The 22,079-nt window shown below is 63.3% G+C and carries 24 protein-coding genes; 14 read left to right on the top strand and 10 right to left on the bottom strand.

Translation table 11 applies throughout. The annotated features are described in order from the left end of the window. Positions 1–139: 139 nt before the first annotated feature. The 3 genes from Q7U29_RS25210 to Q7U29_RS25200 form a co-directional block, all read right to left on the bottom strand. Positions 140–1,141 carry an NADP-dependent oxidoreductase gene (locus tag Q7U29_RS25210; protein ID WP_304745920.1) on the bottom strand — a complete coding sequence of 334 codons (1,002 nt, stop codon included), beginning with the start codon at positions 1,139–1,141 and terminating at the stop codon, positions 140–142. A 68-nt stretch (positions 1,142–1,209) separates the two neighbouring features. Then, a complete protein-coding gene (locus Q7U29_RS25205; protein WP_304745918.1) occupies positions 1,210–2,526 on the bottom strand; it encodes a folylpolyglutamate synthase/dihydrofolate synthase family protein in 1,317 nt (438 codons plus the stop codon). Beyond that, positions 2,526–3,521 carry a RimK family alpha-L-glutamate ligase gene (locus Q7U29_RS25200; protein WP_304745917.1) on the bottom strand — a complete coding sequence of 332 codons (996 nt, stop codon included), beginning with the start codon at positions 3,519–3,521 and terminating at the stop codon, positions 2,526–2,528. Before Q7U29_RS25200 ends, Q7U29_RS25205 begins: the two co-directional genes overlap by 1 nt. A 331-nt stretch (positions 3,522–3,852) precedes the next feature. On the opposite strand from Q7U29_RS25200, the gene Q7U29_RS25195 reads away from it, so the two are divergent. Together Q7U29_RS25195 and Q7U29_RS25190 are read left to right on the top strand one after the other, a co-directional pair. Then, entirely contained in the window at positions 3,853–4,626 is a 774-nt protein-coding gene (locus Q7U29_RS25195) for a ferredoxin--NADP reductase (RefSeq protein WP_304745915.1), read from the top strand. A gap of 413 nt (positions 4,627–5,039) precedes the next feature. Continuing rightward, entirely contained in the window at positions 5,040–6,671 is a 1,632-nt protein-coding gene (locus tag Q7U29_RS25190) for an FMN-binding glutamate synthase family protein (RefSeq protein WP_304745913.1), read from the top strand. A gap of 35 nt (positions 6,672–6,706) precedes the next feature. On the opposite strand, the gene Q7U29_RS25185 is transcribed toward Q7U29_RS25190, so the two are convergent. The 3 genes from Q7U29_RS25185 to Q7U29_RS25175 all read right to left on the bottom strand — a co-directional run bounded on the left by Q7U29_RS25185 (position 6,707) and on the right by Q7U29_RS25175 (position 9,632). Beyond that, on the bottom strand, positions 6,707–8,158 hold the full coding sequence (locus tag Q7U29_RS25185) for a carbohydrate porin (RefSeq protein WP_304745911.1): 1,452 nt from the start codon (positions 8,156–8,158) through the stop codon (positions 6,707–6,709). A 257-nt stretch (positions 8,159–8,415) separates the two neighbouring features. Beyond that, on the bottom strand, positions 8,416–8,673 hold the full coding sequence (locus Q7U29_RS25180; RefSeq protein WP_304745910.1) for a hypothetical protein: 258 nt from the start codon (positions 8,671–8,673) through the stop codon (positions 8,416–8,418). A gap of 128 nt (positions 8,674–8,801) precedes the next feature. Beyond that, positions 8,802–9,632, bottom strand: coding sequence for a creatininase family protein (locus Q7U29_RS25175; protein ID WP_304745908.1), 831 nt, complete (start codon positions 9,630–9,632; stop codon positions 8,802–8,804). A 93-nt stretch (positions 9,633–9,725) separates the two neighbouring features. On the opposite strand from Q7U29_RS25175, the gene Q7U29_RS25170 reads away from it, so the two are divergent. From Q7U29_RS25170 to Q7U29_RS25135, 8 genes are all read left to right on the top strand, one after another. After that, positions 9,726–10,748 carry an ABC transporter substrate-binding protein gene (locus Q7U29_RS25170; RefSeq protein WP_304745906.1) on the top strand — a complete coding sequence of 341 codons (1,023 nt, stop codon included), beginning with the start codon at positions 9,726–9,728 and terminating at the stop codon, positions 10,746–10,748. Positions 10,749–10,767: 19 nt separating this feature from the next. Further along, a complete protein-coding gene (locus tag Q7U29_RS25165; RefSeq protein WP_304745904.1) occupies positions 10,768–11,580 on the top strand; it encodes an ABC transporter ATP-binding protein in 813 nt (270 codons plus the stop codon). Between the two features lie 89 nt (positions 11,581–11,669). After that, a complete protein-coding gene (locus tag Q7U29_RS25160) occupies positions 11,670–12,416 on the top strand; it encodes an ABC transporter permease (RefSeq protein WP_304745957.1) in 747 nt (248 codons plus the stop codon). Next, positions 12,416–13,402: a 2-hydroxyacid dehydrogenase gene (locus Q7U29_RS25155; RefSeq protein WP_304745902.1), complete on the top strand. Its 987-nt coding sequence runs from the start codon at positions 12,416–12,418 to the stop codon at positions 13,400–13,402. The genes Q7U29_RS25160 and Q7U29_RS25155 overlap by 1 nt, the downstream gene beginning before the upstream one ends. Before the next feature lie 2 nt (positions 13,403–13,404). Continuing rightward, positions 13,405–14,100, top strand: coding sequence for an AprI/Inh family metalloprotease inhibitor (locus tag Q7U29_RS25150; RefSeq protein ID WP_304745900.1), 696 nt, complete (start codon positions 13,405–13,407; stop codon positions 14,098–14,100). 179 nt (positions 14,101–14,279) lie between these two features. Further along, on the top strand, positions 14,280–14,678 hold the full coding sequence (locus Q7U29_RS25145; protein WP_304745898.1) for a YciI family protein: 399 nt from the start codon (positions 14,280–14,282) through the stop codon (positions 14,676–14,678). Between the two features lie 215 nt (positions 14,679–14,893). Beyond that, a complete protein-coding gene (locus Q7U29_RS25140) occupies positions 14,894–16,177 on the top strand; it encodes an RNA polymerase sigma factor (protein WP_304745955.1) in 1,284 nt (427 codons plus the stop codon). A 75-nt stretch (positions 16,178–16,252) separates the two neighbouring features. Then, a complete protein-coding gene (locus Q7U29_RS25135) occupies positions 16,253–16,561 on the top strand; it encodes a hypothetical protein (RefSeq protein WP_304745896.1) in 309 nt (102 codons plus the stop codon). A gap of 16 nt (positions 16,562–16,577) precedes the next feature. On the opposite strand, the gene Q7U29_RS25130 is transcribed toward Q7U29_RS25135, so the two are convergent. Both Q7U29_RS25130 and Q7U29_RS25125 read right to left on the bottom strand, forming a co-directional pair. Continuing rightward, complete coding sequence (locus tag Q7U29_RS25130) at positions 16,578–17,603, bottom strand: fatty acid desaturase family protein (protein ID WP_304745894.1); 1,026 nt, start codon at positions 17,601–17,603, stop codon at positions 16,578–16,580. Then, a complete protein-coding gene (locus tag Q7U29_RS25125; RefSeq protein ID WP_304745892.1) occupies positions 17,600–18,226 on the bottom strand; it encodes a TetR/AcrR family transcriptional regulator C-terminal domain-containing protein in 627 nt (208 codons plus the stop codon). Before Q7U29_RS25125 ends, Q7U29_RS25130 begins: the two co-directional genes overlap by 4 nt. A gap of 306 nt (positions 18,227–18,532) precedes the next feature. On the opposite strand from Q7U29_RS25125, the gene Q7U29_RS25120 reads away from it, so the two are divergent. Then, positions 18,533–19,129, top strand: a complete 597-nt coding sequence (locus Q7U29_RS25120; RefSeq protein WP_304745890.1) for a DedA family protein — start codon at positions 18,533–18,535, stop codon at positions 19,127–19,129. A 27-nt stretch (positions 19,130–19,156) separates the two neighbouring features. Here the strand turns inward: Q7U29_RS25120 and Q7U29_RS25115 are convergent, their stop codons facing one another. Continuing rightward, on the bottom strand, positions 19,157–19,501 hold the full coding sequence (locus tag Q7U29_RS25115) for a hypothetical protein (protein WP_304745888.1): 345 nt from the start codon (positions 19,499–19,501) through the stop codon (positions 19,157–19,159). Between the two features lie 48 nt (positions 19,502–19,549). After that, complete coding sequence (locus tag Q7U29_RS25110) at positions 19,550–20,083, bottom strand: hypothetical protein (protein WP_304745886.1); 534 nt, start codon at positions 20,081–20,083, stop codon at positions 19,550–19,552. A 117-nt stretch (positions 20,084–20,200) separates the two neighbouring features. On the opposite strand from Q7U29_RS25110, the gene Q7U29_RS25105 reads away from it, so the two are divergent. Genes Q7U29_RS25105 through Q7U29_RS25095 form a run of 3 tightly spaced genes read left to right on the top strand, consistent with a single transcriptional unit; the run spans position 20,201 to position 21,984 of the window. Next, on the top strand, positions 20,201–20,542 hold the full coding sequence (locus Q7U29_RS25105; protein WP_304745884.1) for a DUF1778 domain-containing protein: 342 nt from the start codon (positions 20,201–20,203) through the stop codon (positions 20,540–20,542). Beyond that, entirely contained in the window at positions 20,530–21,060 is a 531-nt protein-coding gene (locus tag Q7U29_RS25100; protein ID WP_304745882.1) for a GNAT family N-acetyltransferase, read from the top strand. Before Q7U29_RS25105 ends, Q7U29_RS25100 begins: the two co-directional genes overlap by 13 nt. Positions 21,061–21,120: 60 nt before the next feature. Continuing rightward, positions 21,121–21,984 (top strand): hypothetical protein, encoded by an 864-nt coding sequence (locus Q7U29_RS25095; protein WP_304745879.1) that lies wholly within the window; start codon positions 21,121–21,123, stop codon positions 21,982–21,984. The last annotated feature ends 95 nt before the right edge of the window (positions 21,985–22,079 follow it).

The following is a 22,079-nucleotide window of genomic DNA, read 5'->3' as shown; positions in this document are numbered from 1 at the left end:
CAAAGCGAGCGCTGATCCGGGACCCATACGCCGTGACGTCGCGTTGCGGCACTGCGTCAGATGGCTTTTTTCACGATAACCGGCGCGGAGTATGGGTCCCGGCTCGGAGGCCGGGACGACGGGTTGATAGAGTGCGGCTTTACACCTTCACCATCCGCTTGCCGCGATTCTCGCCGGCCAACAGTCCGATCAGCGCCTTCGGCGTGTTCTCCAGGCCATTGATGACGTCCTCCTGCACCTTCAGCTTGCCGGAGGCGACCCAGGATTGCAGGTCCTTCAGCGCCTGATCGCGCTGGTCCATATAATCCATCACGATGAAACCCTGCATGATGAGTCGCTTCACCACGATCAGCCCGGGCACGCCGCGCGGCCCGGTGGCCGAGGGCACGCCGTCATATTGCGAGATCGCGCCGCAGCAGGCGATGCGGCCGCGATTGTTCATCAACGCCAGGCAGGCTTCGAGGATGTCGCCGCCAACATTGTCGAAATAGACGTCGATGCCCTTGGGCGCGGCGGCGCGCAGCGCCTTGAACACCGCGCCGTCCTTGTAATCGACCGCGGCGTCGAAGCCGAGCTCGTTGACCAGCCAGTCGCACTTGTCCTTGCCGCCGGCGATGCCGACGACGCGGCATCCCTTTATTTTGGCGATCTGGCCGACGATCGAGCCGACCGATCCGGCTGCCGCCGACACCACCACGGTCTCGCCGGCCTTCGGCTTGCCGATGTCGAGCAGCCCGAAATAGGCGGTCAGCCCGGCGATGCCGTAGACGCTGAGCAGATGCGTCATTGGTTCCAGCTTCGGCATCTTGCCCAGGTGTTTCGCCGGCACCGCCGCGTAGTCCTGCCAACCGGTGTCGCCGAACACGATGTCGCCGGACTTGAGGCTGGGGTCCTTCGACGCCACCACTTCGGCGATGCCGCCGCCGGCCATCACCGTGTTGGCCTCGACCGCCGCGCGGTAGGTCGCGCCATGCATCCACGCCCGGTTGGCGGCGTCGAGGGAGATGTAGCGCACCTTGAGCAGCACCTCGCCATCTTTCGGCTCGGGAATGGCGCCCTGTGTCAGTTTGAAATGCTCGGGCCCGAGTTTTCCGGTGGGCTTTTCAACCAGAAGGATCTGGCGATTGACTGACTCGCTCATGGCGCGCTCTCCCTGACATGCGGCTTCCCGCATTATGCGTTGGGTTCGACGCTAGAGCAAACTCACCGTCAGAAGAACTTCAAATCCTCCGCGCGGCCGCCGTTGGCGACCGTCGCATATTCGATGGCGAGGAAAAGACCGCCGGCCACGTATATCTTCCGCTGTTGCGCGGCGGCGAGTTGCTGGCTCATTGCCACGGCTTCCGCGACCGTCGCGGCGATGCGAATATCGGCGTGCGGGTTGGCCCTGCGCACCGAGCTTGCGATGGCAGCAGCATCTGCGCCCTTGTGGTGCGCGCGGGTGCAGATGATGGTGCCGAAGGATGGCGCCAGTGCGCCCACGATCTCGTCGGCCTTCTTGTCGCTGGAAATGCCGGTGACGAGAATCCAGTCCTCCGCGCCATGGATTGCCTTGAGGCTGGCCAGCGACTGTCTGACCCCGTCGGGGGTGTGGCCGACATCGACAATGGTGAGCGGGTCAGGTTTGATCGTTTCGAGGCGGCCGGGCCAGCGCGTCCCGCGCAGGCCCGATCGCACGGCGGCCTCACATCCCGCGGCATCGGCCCCGGGCCGCATCCGCCGCAGCCACAGCAGGAACACGGCAACCGCGATCGCGGCGTTGTTGAACTGGAATGCGCCGAGCAGGTTCATTTCCAGCGCTCGAAAATCGTAGACCCCGAACCGGAAATCGAACTGCTGCCGTGATGCGGTAGCGGTCTCGCCGCCGATGGCGATATCGTCGCGGACAAAACGCGAGGTGACCTCGCGATGGCGGTTGTACTCGATCAGATGCGGCTTCAGGTTCGCACAATTCTCGCCGTAGACGATGGTGCCGCCGGCGGCGCAGGCATCGCTCTTGTCGGAGGCGATCAAGTCAAGGGAATGGCCCAGCAGTGCGACATGCTCGTAATCGACCGAGGTGACGCAGGCCGTGAGCGCACCGACCATGCGCGTCACATCGTAGCGTCCGCCGATACCGGCCTCGAACACCGCGAAATCGCATTCCGTCTCCTGAAAATGCAGGCAGGCCAGCGCGAACAGGGCTTCGAAGCCGCCGAATTGCTCGCCGCGCCGCGCGGCGATCCTGGCGATCGCGGCTTCGATCCGCGACGCCAATCGCGTCAGATCGGCATCGCCGATCTCGACGCCATCGACCTGAACCCGTTCGTTGAAACGGTAGATATGCGGCGAGGTGAACAATCCCGTGCGCAGGCCATAGGCGCGGCCGATGCCGGCGCAGAATGCCGCGGTGGAGCCCTTGCCGTTCGATCCGGTGACGACCACCGAGATGCGCTTGAGTTTCGAGCGATCGATGGCGAGCTCGTCGAGCAGCTCGGCCATTCGGCCCAGGCAGATGCCGTTGCCGAATTTCGGAAGGTCATACACTAAAGCAGCCCCATCGCGGAAAAACCATGATGCCAGATTTTCAGGATCAGGTCGCCGCGACCGGATTGCTCCAGCATGCGGATCGACGGGTTGGAATTGACCTCGATCACCTGCATCGCATTGGCGTCGCCGCCGATACCGGTAAACAGGTCGATGGCGGCGACGCGCAGCCCGAGCGCCCGCGCCGCCCGTCGCGCCAGCGTCAACGCGGCCGCGGAAGGTGGCGCTTCGAGCACCATCGTTCCCCCGGCGCTCAGGTTCATCCGCCCGGGAATCTCCCAGCGTTCCCCCGCGGGCAGCACGGCGTCGAATGCGGCGTCGGGATCGATGGAAGCCGGCGACAGGCCGCGCGATTGCAGGCCGTCATTATGCGCGGTGAGGAGGTCGCGAATGCGGCTGGCGCCATCGCCGACAATCGACGGCGGTTGCTTGCGCGCGGTAAAGAGAACCTCGTCGTCGAGCAGAAAAACCCGATACTCGTTGCCGGCAACGATTCCCTGCATCAGGATCGCGTCGTAATACTGTGCGACCTCAGCGAGGTATTTTATCAGCGCGGTCCCGTCATGCAGGGCCTGCGCGAAGTCGCCGCGCGATCCCGTCAGAGGTTTGACGAAAGCCGAGCCGCCCAGTTTCGCAAAATGCGCCAGCGCATCCTCGCGTTCGTGCCCCGCCGGGCGATGGGCGCGGTGCCGGTCGTGCAGAAAGAAGTACTCGCCGCCGAGTGCGGCGACGCCGGCCTGCGTCAGAATCCGGGCCGCGAAATACTTGTCGGACGCCAGCGTCGAGGCGGTGGCGTTGTTCTGCGGATACCATGAACATCGTCCGGCGCCGAAATGCAGGCTTCGGTTCGCCGAACTGACGCTGAAGACCAGCCCCGTCCCGGCGTCGATGTCCGTAAAATCAAGGCCAAATTCGGCGCAGGCGTAAGCCGCATAGACCGATTGGTCCGGATAATGGCTCGGCTTGCCCGATCGGAATTCCCATAGGTTTCGCATGCAATATCCGGCGATCTGGCATTCCATTCTTGCTGTTTTTATCTTTAACGATGTTTCCGGCCGCGTGGGGCAATTTACTGCTGGATCGACGTCTGTTTCAGCAAGTTAATTGCGCCTGCGTCGTCTGTACGATGCCAATTTCCTGAACCCGTTCTGCAGATGGATCGACCGTCATTGTGAGCGCGCAAATGCGCTTGAAGGCTGGTTGACTATCTCCCGTTTTGGCGTAGGTGAAACGCCAGATCACCCATCATTGCAGGGGTTTTTGGCCTCTTTCGGGGCCAAACAACTCGTTCGTTCCAAAGCAAGCCGTCAGGAAAAACGAAATCACATGAGCGCATTCCATAGAGAGAAAGTTCTTTCCGTCCGGCACTGGACCGATACGCTTTTCAGCTTCACCGCCACCCGCAATTCCGGCTTTCGATTCCAGAACGGCCAGTTCGCCATGATCGGGCTGGAGGTCGATGGCCGCCCGTTGCTGCGCGCCTATTCGATGGCGAGCGCCAATCACGAGGAAGCGCTGGAATTCTTCTCGATCAAGGTCGCCGACGGCCCGCTGACCTCGAAACTGCAGAAGATCAGGGAAGGCGATACCATCCTGGTCGGGCGCAAGGCGACCGGCACGCTGATTTCAGATAATCTGATCCCGGGCAAGCGCCTGTTGCTGCTGTCGACCGGAACGGGGCTGGCGCCGTTCGCGAGCCTGATCAAGGACCCCGACGTCTACGAGCGGTTCGAAAGCATCGTTCTGGTGCATGGCTGCCGGCAGGTCTCCGAACTCGCCTATGGTGAGGAGCTGGTCGCGAGATTGCGCGACGACGAATTGTTCGGGCCGCTGCTGACTGAGAAGCTCTCCTATTATCCGACCGTGACGCGCGAGCCGTTCCGCAACCGCGGCCGCATCACCGACCTGATCACCTCGGAGCAGCTGTTCAACGACATCCACCAGCCGCCGCTCGACATCGAGACCGACCGCATCATGATGTGCGGCAGCCCCGGCATGCTGGAAGAGCTGAAGGTGATGTTCGAGACCCGCGGCTTTCTCGAAGGCAGCCACAGCGAGCCTGGCCATTTCGTCATCGAGAAGGCGTTCGTGGAGCGCTAGCTCTCGTGTCCCGGACGCGATGCAGCGCCTCACTTTGGCGGTGCGCCACAGAGCCGGGGCCCAGCCACCGCTGTCAATGCCGCCACAGCTTTAGCCACGGCCCGGCGCAACAAACCACCATAGGTGGCTACCAATACAGCCCGTCATTCGCGAGCCATCGGCGCGCAATCACGTGACCCCCTGCCTTCGCATGATGAAGCTCCCGCCGCATTGCACTGCAGCAACATTTCAAGGCCGCCGCCTGCGCGGCTGACGCATTGATCTTGCGCCCGCTATTTCGGTAGCCTGCCGTGAAACGGTCCACCGTCATATCCGTAACCTGTAACGCCTGCTATCGTGTACAGCATTGTTCTGAAGTTCGTTCAGGCTCAAGGCCGACAATAGTAATTTGGCGCATTCGCCGGAGGGGTCCCATGGAAACGCTGATGCTTCCGTTCTCGCCGCGCTACATCGTGCTGACGATCTGCGCCGTCGTCACGGCACTGCTGGTCGGCATCGGGATTTTCGACGCCAAGCTCAAGGTGTGGGAACTGGTCGCAATTCCGATTCTGATCTTCGGCGGCCTCACGCTGCTCGGCATCCGCGACCTCGTGCAGGAGAACCACGCGGTTCTGCGCAATTATCCGGTCTCGGGGCATCTGCGCTTCCTGCTCGAGGAGATCCGGCCGGAGATGCGCCAGTACTTCTTCGAGAGCGAGAAGGACGGCATGCCGTTTTCCCGCGACACCCGCGCCGTGATCTATCAGCGCGCCAAGATGGTCCTCGACAAGCGGCCGTTCGGAACGCAGGAGGACGTCTACAGGGAAGGCTACGAATGGATGCACCATTCGATGGCGCCGAAGACCCATGCCAGCGAAAAATTCCGCATCACCATCGGCGGCCCGGATTGCGCCAAACCGTATTCGGCCTCGGTGTTCAACATTTCGGCGATGAGCTTTGGCGCGCTCAGCCCCAACGCGGTGCGCGCGCTCAATGCCGGCGCCAAAAAGGGCGAGTTCGCGCATGACACCGGCGAGGGCGGCGTCAGTCCCTATCATCGCGAGAACGGCGGCGACATCATCTGGGAGATCGGCTCCGGCTATTTCGGCTGCCGCAACCGCGACGGCACCTTCAATCCGGAATTGTTTGCGAAAGTCGCCAGCGACGACCAGATCAAGATGGTCGAACTCAAGGTCAGCCAGGGCGCGAAGCCCGGCCACGGCGGCGTGCTGCCGGCGGCCAAGGTCTCCGAGGAGATCTCCAGGATCAGGGGCGTCGCGATGGACGAGGACTGTATCTCGCCGGCCTATCACAAGGCATTCTCGACGCCGCTGGAAATGATGGCGTTCATCGGCGAGATGCGTCGGCTGTCCGGCGGCAAGCCCGCCGGATTCAAGCTGTGCATCGGTCATCCCTGGGAGTTCCTGGCGATCTGCAAGGCGATGCTGCAGACCGGGATCTATCCGGATTTCATCGTGGTTGACGGTAATGAAGGCGGCACCGGGGCGGCGCCGCTGGAATTCATGGACCATCTGGGCATGCCGATGCGCGAGGGCGTCAACTTCGTTCACAATGCGCTAATCGGCATCAATGCGCGCGACCGCATCAAGATCGGCGCCGCCGGCAAGATCGCGACCGCGTTCGACATGGCGCGCGCGATGGCGATCGGCGCCGACTGGTGCAATTCAGCGCGCGGTTTCATGTTTGCGCTGGGCTGCATCCAGTCGCTGAGCTGCCATACCGACCGCTGCCCGACCGGGGTGACGACGCAGGATCCCTCGCGCAACCGCGCGCTGGTGGTGCCGCACAAGATCGACCGGGTGTATAATTATCATCACGCGACCCTGCATGCGCTGGCGGAACTGCTCGCCGCCGCGGGCCTCGAACATCCGCAGCAGATCCGGGCGATCCACTTCTCGCAGCGGACCTCGACCACCGAGGTCTTGTCATTCGCGAAACTCTATCCATCGCTTCGCCCGGGCGAGCTGATCGACGGCACCAGCGATCCGCGCTTTCGCGAGGCCTGGGCGATGGCGCGGGCGGAGTCGTTCGCCGCAGCCTCATGATCGTCATTCCGGAGTGACGCGAAGCGGCCTCCAATCTAGTACTGCATCACCGACCGCACCCCGATCACCACCGCGTTCTTGATCGGTTCGGTCGGCGATCTCGGGTCGGGCGCGTTCCCGCCGGGATGGAAAATGAGCTGGGCGGTGGGATAGACGGTCCAGCCCGGAATGATGGCGGCGCCATAGGTGAATTCGAAAGACAGCTCATAATCGCGCAACGGCACCTGCAGGCCGGTCAACAAGCGGGTATCGCGATCGAGCCCGCGCGCCCGGTCGGACATGTGCGCATAGATAAACGAAGCGCCGAAGATGTCTGCCGGCCGGGCCGGGATCATGCCGGCAAAGATGATGCCGGCGTCGAGATAGAAATCGTTCAGGCTTCGATCGGGCGGGCTGTAGGCGACGCGACCAAACACCGCCACGCCGGAATTCACGTCGCCGCCGGGCGGCCGGTACAATTGCTGGTCGATGACGGCATAGATCCCGTCATTGCCGCGCAGCCGGCGCGCGATGCCGGTGCTGAGCGGGCTTGCCAGCGAATGGCCGGCAGTGTCGAAACGCAGATCGTCGAATGTGCCGAAGTGATGCCATCCGCCAAAGCGGATGCCGCCGGCAAGGCCAGTCGAGTTGGCATCCTGGTTGTAGCGGTACTGAAACTCGCTGATCACGAAGGGCGGATCGTTGACGCGAAAGTTGAGGCCGTAGCGGTTGCGCAGTTCGGGATCGTTCAGGCCGGGGCCGGCCGGATCGCCGTTGAACACCGCGAGCAGGAATGCCGTTTGCGGCGTGGGTTCGACCTTGAGCCGAATGCCGGGCGTCGACAGCGGATAGGCAGGGCCGCCACTTGGAATGTTGGCCGCCGGATTGGTCGGCCAGTCGCTGGAGAGGAAGAAGCTGAAATACTGGCTGAACAGGAATTCGGTATCGACCACGAGCTGGCCGGCGCGAATGCTGGCCATGCCGCCGAGAAAGGTCTGTTGCAGCCACAATTCGGAAAGCCGCGTGGTCGGCAGCGCTTCGATATTGCTGATGGTATTCAGGTTGCCGACCAGGTTACGTCCCGGTCCGCCGTTGCCCTGGATATGGAAGATGTTGGCGAACAGCGTCAGGCCATCCCAACCGGCAAGCTTGCCGAAATCTATTCCGAACAGCGCCTCGAGCTTGCCGCCGCCGACGGCGGCGCGGTTGAGGCCGCCCCTTACGTTGGCGAGGCCTTCGGTCGTGTACACAAATCCGAAGGTGACGCCATGTCGGGCCAGCCAGGCCCGGGTGCCGAAAGGATCGCCGTTGTACGGCAGGCTGCTGGCAATCGACAGCGGGGGCGCAACGCCTTTCCGGACATCGAGATCGGCGAGGGGAGCCTCGGTGTCCTGCTGCGCAAAGGAATGACTCGCAACCAAAATCGCCGCGCCCGCAGCCAAAAGTCCCCACCCCAAGCCGCGCGCCATCAGCCTCACAAGGCAAATTCCATCTTCTGCAGTCTGCAAGGACTCTTATCCGTCGCGCTTGCCTGGGAGGCCAGTGTTTCCGGCCAAAAACCGGATCAAACAAAGCCGCTGTCGCGGATTACCACCGTTCCGTGACAAGGGGGCAACACGGCGAAGCCGACCCGGCCTTCAAAAAAGTTGACCCGCCCGGGGGGACAACCGGACGGGTCGGGTGCGGCACGGGGTGGATGAGGCGCCCGTGCCGGACGCAGTATCCACGGTCAGAGCGGCTGAAAGCGCCGCTCCAATTCAGTCGATCAGTAATTGCAGGTGCGGATGCGGCCCATGTAGTTGCCGTAGGCGTCGAACTGGCGAACGAAACCGCAGCGGCGATAGTCGTCGTAGTAATAGCCGGGGCTCGAAGCCGCGATCGCGGTGCCGATGACGGCGGCGCCGAAGATGGCGGGTCCAACCCATTTCGGGCCGGCCTGAGCCTCCGTGGTGGAAGAAGCGATGCCGCCGGTAATGGCAAGGGTGGCGAGAGCGAGGGCAGCAATTTTGGTCTTGATCGACATGAAAAACTCCATCCGGTTGAGCGCGGTACCGTTGTGGTCCGCATGCCCAGTTGGACGGAGGGTCCTCGAATCCGGTTCGAGTCAGCCCCCATTAATTCGGCGTAATGAATATTCACAAGTTATTACAATTAGTTAGATGGGCTATTGCTCTGAGGGGTGTTGGAAAGCGTCGCCGGATCGAACTCGTCGACGTCGGCGAGCAGCTCGCAGAAGGCGCGCGCGCCGTGATCGAGCAGGCGTTCGCCCTTTTCCGCCGAGCCCAGGGTGGCATCGCCGGCAGCACCGCTGGAATGCAGGTCCTGGGCCTGCCACGCGAACGGCACCGGCCGGTGCGCCGAAAGCCAGCGGTATTGCTTTTCCATCGCGATGCTGCGGGGCCGGAAATCGGCGACCGCGTCCTTGCGCACATGCTGCGGATAGCGCGCCAGCATGATCGAGGTCTCGACCGCGCCGCCATGGATGCCGTGGCGCAGCTCCTCCGCCGGGAACAGTCCCTCGGGCGTGCCGAAGCGCGACCAACTCGTCGTCACCGCGAGAAGTCCGTGATGCGCACGCAGATCCTGCGCGACAAGGCTCATCGCGGCACTGTTGCCGCCATGGCTGGTGACCATCACCAGTTTCCGGATGCCTGTGCGCGCCACGCTCTCGCCGAGCCCCATCCAGGCCTTCAGCGCCACTTCGGTCGGCAGCGTCAACGTGCCGGGATAGTGGATATGTTCGGTTGAAATCCCGACCGGTTGCACCGGCAGGAAGGTCGCGGGAATGCCTGGTGGCAGCAGTTCACGCACCCGGGCCAGATAGGCCTCACCGATCATGACGTCGGTCCCGACCGGCAAATGCGGGCCATGCTGCTCGGTCGCCGCCAGCGGCAGCACCGCGATCCACCGCGCCGCATCGGCGCTGGAAATCAAGGGCCAGTCGATCTCGGTCCAGTCGCGCGGCGGAAGCGGAGAAGTCATCGAGGGAGACGTTTCTTTAGATCGATTTGCAGGGTAGTTTGCCGAGGTCCATTGCCTCCCATCATGGGCCAGAACGATCGACGGAGTCCAACCATGAAGCCGGCCTTTTTGCCGCGAGCGTTAACCGCAATCCTGCTGGCCCTCACGGCGGCGATCGCGCCGGCAACGGCCGAGACGCTGGACAAGGTCTCGTTCGGCACCAACTGGGTGGCGGAGGCCGAGCACGGCGGATTCTTCCAGGCCGCGGCCGACGGCACCTACAAACGATACGGGCTCGACGTCACCATCGTGCCCGGCGGCCCCAACGACAACAACCGCATGCTGCTGATCTCCGGCAAGCTCGACTTCTTCATGGCCGCGAACACGCTGATGTCGTTCGATGCGGTCGCCAACAATGTGCCTGTCGTCGCGGTCGCCGCCATCTTCCAGAAGGACCCCCAGGTCTTCCTCACCCATGCCGATTCGAAGGTGGCAAAACTCGAAGACCTCAAGCCTCTGACGCTGTTCGTCTCCAAGGAGGGGATCACGAGCTATTTTCAATGGCTGAAGTCCGAACATGGTTTCAGCGAAAGCAAGGTCAGGCCCTACACTTTCAATTCGCAGCCGTTCATCGCCAACAGGCTGAGCGCGATGCAGGGCTACGTTACCTCCGAACCCTACGCGGTCGAAATGGCTGCCAAATTCAAGCCCGGCGTTATCCTGCTGGCGGATTACGGTTACGGCGCCTATTCGACGCTGATCGAGACGCGCCGCGACCTCGTCGACAAGAAGCCGGATCTGGTGCAGCGCTTCGTCGATGCCTCGATCATCGGCTGGTACACCTATTTGTACGGCGACAACGCCCCCGGCAATGCCATGATCAAGAAGCTCAATCCGGAGATGACTGACGAGTTGATCGCCTATTCCGTTGCCAAGATGAAGGAATACGGCATTGTCGATTCCGGCGATACGCTGAAGGACGGCATCGGGGCGATGAGCGATGCGCGGGTCGGCAGCTTCTTCGACAAGATGGCGCGGGCCGGCGTGGTGAAGCGCGACATCGATTTCCGCAAGGCCTATACGCTCCGCTTCATCAACAAGGGCGTCGGCCTAGATCTCAGGCCCAAGAGCCAGTGAACCAGTGAGCCCGTACGCGATGGCCGAGCCCGCAGCCTTGTCCGACGCAGGCGCGCCCGGCGCGGGCCTCGCGGTAAGCCTGCGCGGCGTCACCAAGGTCTATGACAACGGCGTGGCGGCGCTCGGGCCGCTCGACCTCGACGTGCGCAAGGGCGAGTTCGTGTCGCTGCTCGGGCCCTCCGGCTGCGGCAAGTCGACGGCCTTGCGGCTGATCGCCGGCCTCAGCGCGCCGACCGCAGGCAGCGTCGGCGTGTCGCGGCCTGCAGGCGCGCAAGGTGCGGGGCATTCGATCGGTTTCGTTTTTCAGGAGCCGACGCTGATGCCGTGGGCCAGCGTGCGCGAGAATGTGCGGCTGCCGCTCAAATTGTCCGATGCTCCGGCAGCGCAAGCGGCGGTGCGCGTCAGCGCGGCGCTGACGCAAGTGGGGCTTGCCGATTTCGCCGACGCCTATCCGCGCGAATTGTCCGGCGGCATGAAGATGCGGGTGTCGCTGGCGCGCGCGCTGGTGACCGATCCCGATATTCTCTTGATGGATGAGCCGTTCGCGGCGCTCGACGAGATCACCCGTTTCAGACTCAACAACGACCTGCTGGCGCTGTGGCGCAGCCTGCGCAAGACCATCATCTTCGTCACGCATTCGGTATTCGAGTCGGTGTATCTGTCGCAGCGGGTGATCGTGATGAGCGCGCGCCCCGGCCGGATCGGCGCCGAGTTTCACATCGACGCGCCGGAGCCGCGGGCCGAGGAGTTTCGCACTTCCGCCGCTTATGCCGGCTATTGCCGCCAGGTTTCCGGCGCGCTGGCGCCATCCTATCAGGGGCAGTCCGCTTGATGAATGCCCTGCCATCACCGCCGGTCGCCGCGGGGCAGGCCAATGTGGGCAGCCGCCCGCTTTTGCTCCTGCGCATTCTGCTTCCCGTCATGGTGCTGGCGGCCGGCATTGCGGCCTGGGAGCTCGTGGTGCGGCTCAACGATATCAAGCCCTATGTGCTGCCGGCGCCGTCTGTCGTGTTCCAGACCCTGGTCAGCGACTGGCCGGTGCTGTCGCGATCGCTGCTGACCACGCTATTGACCACGCTGGAAGGTTTTCTGGCCGCTGCCTTCGGCGGTATCGCGCTGGCGTTGTTGTTCAACCAGTCGAAATGGCTGGAATATTCGCTATTTCCCTATGCCGTGATCCTGCAGGTCACGCCTGTCATCGCGATCGCGCCGCTGCTCTTGATCTATCTGCCGCAGCAAGTCGCCGTGGTGGCCTGCGCCTGGATCGTCGCGTTCTTTCCGGTGCTGTCCAACACCACGCTCGGGCTGAATTCGGTGGATCGCAATCTGGCCGGGTTGTTTCAATTGTACGGCGCATCGAGGATGCAGACGCTGCGTTACCTCAAATTGCCGGCCGCATTGCCGTACATTCTCGGCGGAGTGCGGATCGCGGGCGGCCTGTCGCTGATCGGTGCCGTGGTCGCCGAGATCGCGGCCGGCTCCGCCGGCGCCGGGTCCGGCCTCGCCTACCGAATCGCCGAATCCGGCTACCGTCTCAACATTCCCCGGATGTTCGCGGCATTGCTGCTGCTCTCCGCCGCGGGGATTGTCATTTATGCAGCTCTGGCGCTAACCTCGCATCTGGTGCTGCGGCGCTGGCACGAGAGTGCGCTTGGAAAGGACAACTGATGGCTACCGGTAGTATTTCTTCGGAGAAAATCGATCTGCTGATCTATGGGCCGGGCAGGCCCATCCTCCAGAACGGTTTTTCCGACCAGTTCGTCCTGCATGCGGCCGAAACCAAGCACGACCTCGAGCGACTGGCGGCGGTGGCGGAAAAAATCCGCGGCATCGCCGTGACCTATCATACCGTGCACGCCGACAAGTCCGCGCTGGCGCTGTTTCCGAAGCTCGAGATCGTGTCGAGTTTCGGCGTCGGCTACGATCATGTCGATTCCACCTATGCGCGCGAACACAATATCGTCGTCACCAACACGCCCGACGTGCTGACGGAGGAGGTCGCCGACGTCGCGATGGGGTTGCTGATCGCCACCTTGCGCGAATTCGTCAAGGCCGACCGCTATCTGCGCTCCGGGCTCTGGACCACGCAGAACTATCCCCTGAGCGTCGGTTCGCTGCGCGACCGCAAGGTCGGCATCGTCGGCATGGGCCGGATCGGCCAGGCGATCGGCCGCCGGCTCGACGCCTCGCGCGTTCCCGTGATGTATCATTCGCGCAAGCCCGCGGCCGACGTGTCGTACAAGAACTATCCCGACCTGATCGAAATGGCGAAAGCGGTCGATACGCTGATCGTGATCGTCCCCGGGGGAGCCGCGACCGCCAATATGATCAACGCCGAGGTGTTGAAGGCGCTGGGGCCGCGCGGCGTCGTCATCAACGTCGCGCGCGGCTCGGTGGTCGACGAGCAGGCTTTGATCGCGGCGCTGAAGTCGGGCACCATTCTGGCCGCGGGGCTCGACGTGTTCGCCAAGGAGCCGGCGGTGCCGGAGGAATTGCGCGCCATGCAGAATGTCGTGCTGTTGCCACATATCGGTTCGGCGTCGGTGGTAACGCGCAACGCGATGGATCAACTGGTGGTCGATAATCTGAAAGCCTGGTTCGCCGGCAAGCCGCCGTTGACGCCGGTCGCGGAAACGCCGGTGAAAGGCCGCTGACGATGGGACGCTGCTCTGGCATCGTGCTGCCGGCGCTGTTGGCATTGGTCGCCGCCGTTGGGCCGGCGCGATCGCAGGATGCCTCGACCCTGAAGAAGGACATGATCGGCCAGTGGGAACTGTCGACCACCGAGCGTGGCAAGACCTGCGTCGTGACGCTGAAAGGTGATGCCTCGCCGCAGGGCCTCAAGCTCGAACTGGAGCCGGGTTGCGGGGCATCGCTGCCCTTCACCCGGGACATCGCCGCCTGGACCATCAAGGGACTGGATATCGTGCGGCTGCAGGATGCCGCGGGCCAACCGGTGATCGACTTCACCGAAGTCGAGAGCGGTATTTTCGAGGGCCTGAGACAGGGTGAGGGCATCTACATCCTGCAGAACCTCGCCGCCGCGCGCTCGCTGGCCAAATCGATGGATCAGATGATCGGCGACTGGTCGATGGTGCGCGGCAAGGGTGTGGTGATCTGCGGCCTGACGCTGACCAACACCGAGGCCGACCAGGACAATTTCCAGGTGTTTCTCAAGCCGAAATGCGATCCTGCCATCGCGGCGTTCGCGCCGACCCAGTGGCGGCTCGAGCGCGGCCAGATGATCCTGATGTCGGCAAAGGGCGACATCTGGCAGTTCGAGGCCGATGACAACGCGCAGTGGCGCCGGGTGCCCGACAGCGCCGATCCCCTGATCATGCTGCGGCAGTAATCTCCGCGAGGTGGTCCTTGACGGTCCGGGCGTCGGTCCAGGTGATCGGCCGGCCGCCTTTTTGCTGATTTATTTTGTGCATTCCATGTCGATCCGCCGCCGGCTGGTTCGTCTTATCCCAATAGCGAGACAGTTTTGCCGGGCTTGAGGCCCGCTTCTCGCCTCAGAGGAGTTTTTGCATGCGCTACATGTCTATTATCACCTCCGCCCACACCGGAATGCCGACGCCGGAACTGATGGAGGCGATGGGCAAGCTTGCCGATCGCGAGATCAAGTCCGGCCGTATGATCGACATGGGCGGGCTGATGCCGCTCGCCGACGGCGTGCAGGTGCGCATCAGGGACGGCGAGCTCAGCGTGATCGACGGTCCCTTCGTCGAGGCCAAGGAAGTGATCGGCGGCTACGCCATCATGGAATTCCGCAACAAGGAGGAGGCGCTGGCCTCGGCGGTCGAGTTCATGCAACTGCACCGGCAGCACATGCCGGGCTGGGAAGGCACCTGCGAGGTCCGCGCGATGGCCGGGCCGGAAGACACCGGGTGTCAGGCGGGCCAGGTCGACGCGCTCGCTCACGCCTGATGCTTGCATCCGGGTCGGAAAGTCCTGGTGAGTGAAGGTGTAGCAGCTTGCGCCGTTGCGCCCCCTCTCCCGCTTGCGGGGGAGGGCTGGGGTGGGGGTGCTTCAACAACAGCGGTGCGGATGCATTCCCCCACCCGCGCGCTGTGCGCGCGACCTCCCCCGCAAGCGGGAGAGGTGCAGAAGTGGCACCCCCGCGAATTCGTCGTCCCGCGGCCATGACGGCCGCCGGCAACGATCGCGCCCATCGCACCATCCTCGCGGTCTGGCGGAACGAGCAGCCGCGGCTGATCACCAGCCTGGCGCGGATGCTGCGCGACGTGCCGCTGGCGGAGGACCTGACGCAGGAAGCCCTGCTGGCGGCGTTGGAGCATTGGCCCGCGACAGGGGTGCCGGAAAAGCCCGGCGCCTGGCTGATGGCAACCGCCAAGCGTCGGGCGCTGGATCACCTGCGCCGCGGCCGGATGGTGGCGCGCAAGCACGGCATGGTTGCTCTCGATTTCGCGCAGGAACAGCAGGCGATGCCCGATTTCGATGCCGCGCTCGACGACGACATCGGCGACGAACTGCTGCGGCTGATCTTCACCGCCTGCCATCCGCGTCTGTCGCGCGAGGCCCGCGCGGCGCTGGCGCTGCGGATGATCTGCGGCCTGACCACCCCGGAGATCGCGCGGGCGTTCCTCACGCCGGAAGCGACCATCGCCCAGCGCATCGTGCGCGCCAAGCGCACGCTGTCGGAATCCGGGCTGGCGTATGAGACCCCGCGCGGCGAAGAACTCTCGGAGCGGCTCGCTTCGGTGTTCGAGGTTGTCTATCTCATTTTCAACGAGGGTTATACCGCCGCGCGCGGCGACGACTGGCTGCGCCCGCAGCTCTGCAACGAGGCGCTGCGCATGGCCCGCGTGCTCACTTCGATCGCGTCGCAGGAGCCGGAGGCGCACGGCATGCTGGCGCTGATGGAGCTGAACGCCTCGCGCATGGCGGCGCGTACCGACGCCGCCGGCGAACCGATTCTTCTGCTGGAACAGAACCGGGCATTGTGGGACCAGCTCCAGATCCGGCGCGGCCTGCAGGCGCTCGGGCGCGCGCGCGAACTCGGCGGCGCCGGCGGCTTTTACGCGCTGCAGGCCGCGATCATCGCCTGCCATACGCAGGCTGATACGGCGGATGCGACCGACTGGCCGCGCATCGCGGCATTATATGCAGAGCTGGCTTCGCTGGTACGTTCGCCGATCGTCGAACTCAACCGCGCGGTCGCCGTCGGCATGGCCGAGGGCCCTGCGGCGGGACTGGCGCTGGTGGATCGCCTTGCGCACGAGCCGGCGCTGAAAAACTACCACCTGCTGGGCAGCGTGCGCGGCGACCTCCTGCACAAGCTCGGCCGCTTCGAGGAAGCCCGCGCCGCATTCGCTGCAGCGGCGGAACTTGCAGGCAACCGGCGGGAGCAGGATTTTCTCAGGCGCCGCGCGGCGGAAGCAGGGATTGCAGCGAGGTCGGCATAACAGGCGCGATTAATTGCAGCGGTCATGGCGGCCTCGTTCGTGCTAGTGACGAGCCGAATCTGCAGGAGAACGCGTATGACCAGTTTCGAGGACAAGCCGCTGCCCGCCGTTGGCGCGTACTGGATCAAGGAGGAAGACTATCCGGCGCTCGTAGGAATCTTCGACGACGGCGACAAGCTGCCGCCGAGCTGGAAAGAGTGGCTGAGGATTGCCGAGGAAATGGAGCAGGGGCTCAAGGCCTATGGACACGTCGTGCTGCGTGTTCCGATCGACCCCGCCACGTTCCCGGACTGGTGCGCCGCCCATGGCGTGCGCCCGGGCAGCGCCGGACGCAGAAAATTCGTCGCGGCGGCCGTGACTGAAAGATTCGGCAATCAAACCTGACGGAACGCGCGCGGCCCTAAAACCCGGACGAGACCTGGTTGCGATCGACATTGGCGCCGGTGCGGGCGCGCCGGACGTTGCTCGCGAGCATGCCGGGTCGGTCTTCGTTGGCGGGTTTGGCGGTCGCCAGCCGCAGCACGGCGGCATAGTTCGGTTGCACTTCCATCCGCGCCGCATGCGGGCCGCGCGAGAGAATTTCGTGCACGCGCGGCAGGTTGTAGCAGGGCACGTAGAACAGCAGATGGTGTTCGAGATGATAGTTGACGTAGTAGGGCGCGATGAACAGCCGCTCGAAGAAGCCCGCATGCGTGGTGCGGGTGTTGCGCAGCGGATCGTTGCTGTCGGGCACCACGGCATGTTCCGCGATGTTGCGGATGCGGGTGATCACCATCATCCAGCTCATCAGCGGAAAGAGCCACAGCAGCGGATAGGCCCACCAGATTCCGGCCGCCGCGAGGCCGGCCAGCAGAACCAGATTGAACAGGATCTGCGGACCGAGTTTCTGCCAAAAATGTACGGCGCGCTGCGCCAGCGGCCATGATGCGTCGCCGAGCGCATTGAAAAACTGCGCCTTGCGTTGCGCATAGCCGGTCTGGCCTGAGATATCGCGCCAGAATTTCCGGCGATAGCTCGGCCTCGTGATCGGAAACGGCGCCGACAGGATCAGGTCGGGATCGTCATCCTGCTGGGTTCGGGCGTGGTGCTGCAGGTGATAGCGGCGATAGGCCTTGGTCTCGGCAAAAACCGGCCAGGCGCAGAGCCACTGGCTGAGCAAAAGGTTCAGTTTCTCGTTCCTGGCCAGGCAACCGTGGGCGCCGTCATGCATCAGGATCGCCAGCCCGAGCTGGCGCGAGCCGATGATCGCCACCGCTAGGATAAAGGTAAGCGGATTGGGCCATGCCGCGACCATCGCGATCGAACCCAGGATCAGCGTCCACGCATGCGCGATCAGGGCCACGCTCTTCCAGGTGGAGCGCGTTCGGACCTCGATCAGCTCCTGCTCGCTCATGATGTCACGGGCACGCATGCGAAGCGCGGTCATGGCTGTTTCTCCTTGCCCGATTCGCGGGGAGCGGAATTTCCTGCTGTGACGAGCCTGAGCCGCGTGGCATCGGCAGGCGCATTGGCCTGCGGGCCGAGCAGGCGCAGCATCACGGCGGCCAGATCGTCTGGCGAGCGGCCCATCGCCTGACCTTCCAGGGTGACGCCGATCGCGATGGTCCAGAAGCGCCGCGCGCTAATTTCGGGATCGAGCCGCGACTGCCAGCCACGCGCCGCCATCTCGGCCGCATAGGCGCGCAAGCCTTCCGCGTGCAGCCGCTCGACCGTCCGCTCCACCAGCGGCGCCAGATCCTGGCGGCGCCGGGTCAGCGTCATCGCCTCGACGAAGAAGCCGACCGCATCCGCGCCCATCACGCTGTCGACCAGCGCTCGGGTATAATCCGACGGGGAGAGTTGCTTGCCCGCATGCTGCTCGGCGGCGCGCGCCACATAGAGCACGTCGCGGCAGGCCGCTTCGACGAACAGCGCTTCCTTGGTGCGAAAGTAGTAGGTGATCTGGCTCGGAAAGGCGTCGGCCGCGGCGGCGATCGCGGCAATCGATACGGCCGCCAGCCCTTGCTCCTTGAACAGACGGCTCGCGGTATCGAGAAGACGCGAGCGCATTTGCCGGCCCGCGGTGCGCGTGGCGCGTACGGTGTGCTTGGGAGCACGATCTCGCGTGGAAGCGCGCTTCATCCGTCCTCGTCGTTGCGCCAGTGCTGGTATCAAGGTGTTTGTATGTCATGCAAACAAATCTGTCAATTTTCCCGTAACCTGTTCTGGCGGATCAACTTCGGTGTGATGGCGATCTCGCCGTCGGGGCGGCTGGCGCTGCGACCGCATGTCTCGCAGGAAACATCCGGCCGCATGCTAATCCCAAGTGCCCCGTCACCCGAAACTGCGGTGACAAGCCTTCGAACTGGAGCCCGCTTGCTGTTTCCCTCCGACCTCACTTCGTTCTTCGAACTCATCCGCCAGCACGGCAACACGGTCTACAGCCTGATGTTCGCGTACGCGTCGTCGCACAGCCTGCTGCTGACGCTGTTCGCGGGCTACGCCTCGCATTCGGGCGCGCTGAGTTTCGGCACCGTCATCGCGGTGTGCTGGATCGGCAGCTTTACCGGCGACGTCATCCGGTTCTGGATCGGGCGGCGTTACGGCACCCGCTGGCTTGGATCGTCCTCCTCCAGGATTACGCGCGCGGTGCAGACCGCGGCCCGGCTGGCCGACCGCCACTACATCTGGATGATCCTGCTGCATCGCTATCCGCACGGCATTCGCGGTGTCGCCGGCTTTGCCTATGGGATGTCGCAGCTGCCCTGGTCCACCTTCCTCGCGCTCAATTTCGTCGCGGCGGGCCTGTGGTCCTGCGTAACGGTCTCGGCCGGCTATGCCTTCGGCCAGGTTTCGGAGAAGATGATGAACGACGCCTCGTCCGGCCTCGGCCTGGTGATGCTGGTCCTGTTCCTCGGCGTCTCCTGGATCGTGAGCAAGAAACTCGAGCGCGTGGCGGAGCGGGCCATCTGAGACGCCGAACGCAACTCGGAAACAGCGTCAGGAAGTTTGCGTCATCGTGCCGTGAAACCTGGAGAATGTCGGATCGGGCCCGGGGGCGGTGATGCAGGTGATGATGGTATTGTCCCTGTAGTCCTCCAGATGAACGACGGTCATGCCGCCCTGCTCCTTCCATGTCACCAGGAAGAGCAGGTCCCTGATCGGCTCGACGGTGATGTTAACGGTCTCGGAGTTGCCACTCAGCGAACCGTCAGGCCTCACCCCGGTATAGGTCATCGAGCTCTCGGAATGAAAGTCGAGCTGTACCCTGAAGCCGCCGCTGCCGTCGTCGGCCGTGAAAGCGACCAGGTATTTGTGGCCTACCGCGGGAAATTGATCAGCCATGTATCCCACCCTGAACGCCGTGGCCGGCGCTACAATGCCGCTGATCCGTTATCGCGCACCGACCTTGAATGACGGCGATCGGCCGGAGGCGGCCATCATCGACGTGGCTGCCAGCGTTCGCAGTCCGCCGTCGAGGAGCCCGTCTCGCGTCCGGACCACAACCTCGATCTTGTCGCGAGCGGTCGCCATGGCGGGCGTCGCACTCAAGGCGCAATAGCGGAAAGCATAGCTCCGACAAAAAACAATCTCAAGTTGTTTATTGGTCAGATCAACCTCATCCCCTTCACGTTCATGGTTCTTGCCCATTCCGAAACGGTTGCGCGCCTCCAATCGTCTATTGTGAAGAACAGAGAGCGAATTGTCGTACTCGCTCCTCCCGTTCGGCGATGCCTTGGCAAAATGGACGACAGACGGCGACATGTCTTCCCAGCTCGGATTCGCTGAGGATTCTTCGACGACGCCGAGCGGGAGAACGTGAGGCCCAACTACGAGTGTCTGTTCGTCGATCCCCTGTCGGGGCCTTGAGAAAATCAAGGGCAGCCTGAAGCCGTAACATTGCTGTGAAGCGGCGGCGGTCTTCACAACATTCCGCGCAGACAACGGTCATTGGAGCGTCAACGGCTATCAGACCGAAAGGCGACATTACGCTTGGATCTAAGTTGTATTGACAATGTGGATACAGTCACCAATATATAGCGTATGGCAAAAGATCGCGCCGCATCATTAAGCAGGCCGGGCGCCGGAACCGTCGCGGTTGCGGAGCGTCCTTCGGCTGCGGAGACAAAGGGCAGCATCAATTTGCGCATTGAGGCCCATACGCGCCAGCTCATCGACGACGCGGCGGCCGTGCTGGGCAAGACGCGTACCGAGTTCATGATCGACAGTGCCCGGAAGGTCGCGATCGATGTACTTCTCGATCAGCGCCTGTTCATGCTTGGTCCCGAGCGATATGACGCTTTTGTCCATGCGCTCGATAATCCCCCGGCGCCGGGGCCAAAGCTGCGTTCCCTGTTGCGTCGAGCCCCGGCATGGGAAAAATAACCCGCACCTCGCAGGGCCGGCAAACGAAGCTTTTGGCGCCCGTTCCGTTGACGGCGGAACATGATCTTTCTGATTTCGACTGCGGCGAGCCAGCTTTGAATGATTGGCTAAGGCAGCGCGCTCTCAAAAATGAGAGCCGGTTCTCTCGTACCTATGTCGTTTGTGATGGCAATCGGGGCGTCGCCTATTTCTGCATTTCCGCCGGGGCCGTTGAGCGAGCGTCTGCTCCGGGCAAGGTGCGGCGCAATGCGCCTGATACGATTCCGATTTCGGTAATTGGCCGTCTGGCGGTTAGCCGCGATTACGCCGGCCGCGGGCTGGGAGCCGATTTGCTGTCGGATGCGCTTCGTCGCATCGCGGTCGCCTCCCAGAGTATCGGCATCGGCGCCGTACTTGTGCATGCCAAGGACGATGCGGCAAAGGACTTCTATATGGCTTGCGCAGAGTTCATCGAGTATCCAGCGGACAGCCGTACGTTGTTTCTTCCAATAGAAACAGTGATCGCCGCCTTTGGTTGACCTGCCATCAACAAACGAATGCGCAGAAGATTTGGGCGCGCAGGAGATAGGAGATGCTCCATGGGAGACGCAAAGCGAAGAAAACGATCGAAGGATCGGTCGGCTTGGCCGCAGTCCGAGAGCTATCACGGCCCCATTGATCTTCATATGCTTCACCCAGTCGCGGCGATCAACGGTGCGCGTATCCGTGCTCTCACCGGCGATGACCGCATACCCGACTCGGCGCAAATCTCACTTCGCGCATTTAGGGCCGCGGTCGGTGAGCGAACGTTCCATGTTGGCTTCTCAATCGGTGACGGCGAGCGCTTCAGCGCGATTGGCATCGCCGTGATCGAGCGTTTGAGAATGGAGACGCCGGGCGCGCCCCTTCATGTTGTTCCTATCGCCCACGAAGACGTCGCCTGGGATATGGTGCTTCGACATCTGCGCAGTTTCACGGGGCGAGTCTTGCTGTTCGCCTTTCCGGACTCTGATGTGTATGATGCCGGCACCGCGGAAACCTTTTACTCTGACCAGATTCGCCAGTTCGATGAGGACGGCGTTGCCCTCGCAAGGCTAACGGCTGCACAACGCCGCCAGATCAAAGCGCAGAAAGCGGCGATGCTAGATCGCCCGCCACCGCCAGCACTCTATTCGGCGGCTGGCGTCGAACAGGAAGAAGTGCCGTGGATATTTCGCTTCGCGACGCCCGTGGGCAAGGTGGTGCGCACAACCGTCTGGAATTGTCGCCGCGATTACGCACATGAATTTCCGCCGGACATCGTGCGACGGGTGGGCGGTGACAAGATTGCCATTGTTCAGGTTGATAGCCCAGTGGGTGTCAACCGCCGGTCCTCGCTCGACCTTACGCACCTTCTCGCTAAGGATTTCGATGCCGTCATCCACTGGGCACGGGACACTGAGACGTACCAATCGATCATCTAGTCGTTCGTCCGGCTCGATTTGGAGTCCGTAGGCCCACCGAGTCTACCGGACGGGTGGGACCCAGAGATCACGATGATCGCCGCAAACGGTCCGTG

It is taken from the genome of Bradyrhizobium sp. (assembly GCF_030654605.1).
GTDB lineage: Bacteria > Pseudomonadota > Alphaproteobacteria > Rhizobiales > Xanthobacteraceae > Bradyrhizobium.
Note: the sequence above shows the minus strand (reverse complement) of the source record. Positions and strands in the feature narration are given on the sequence as shown.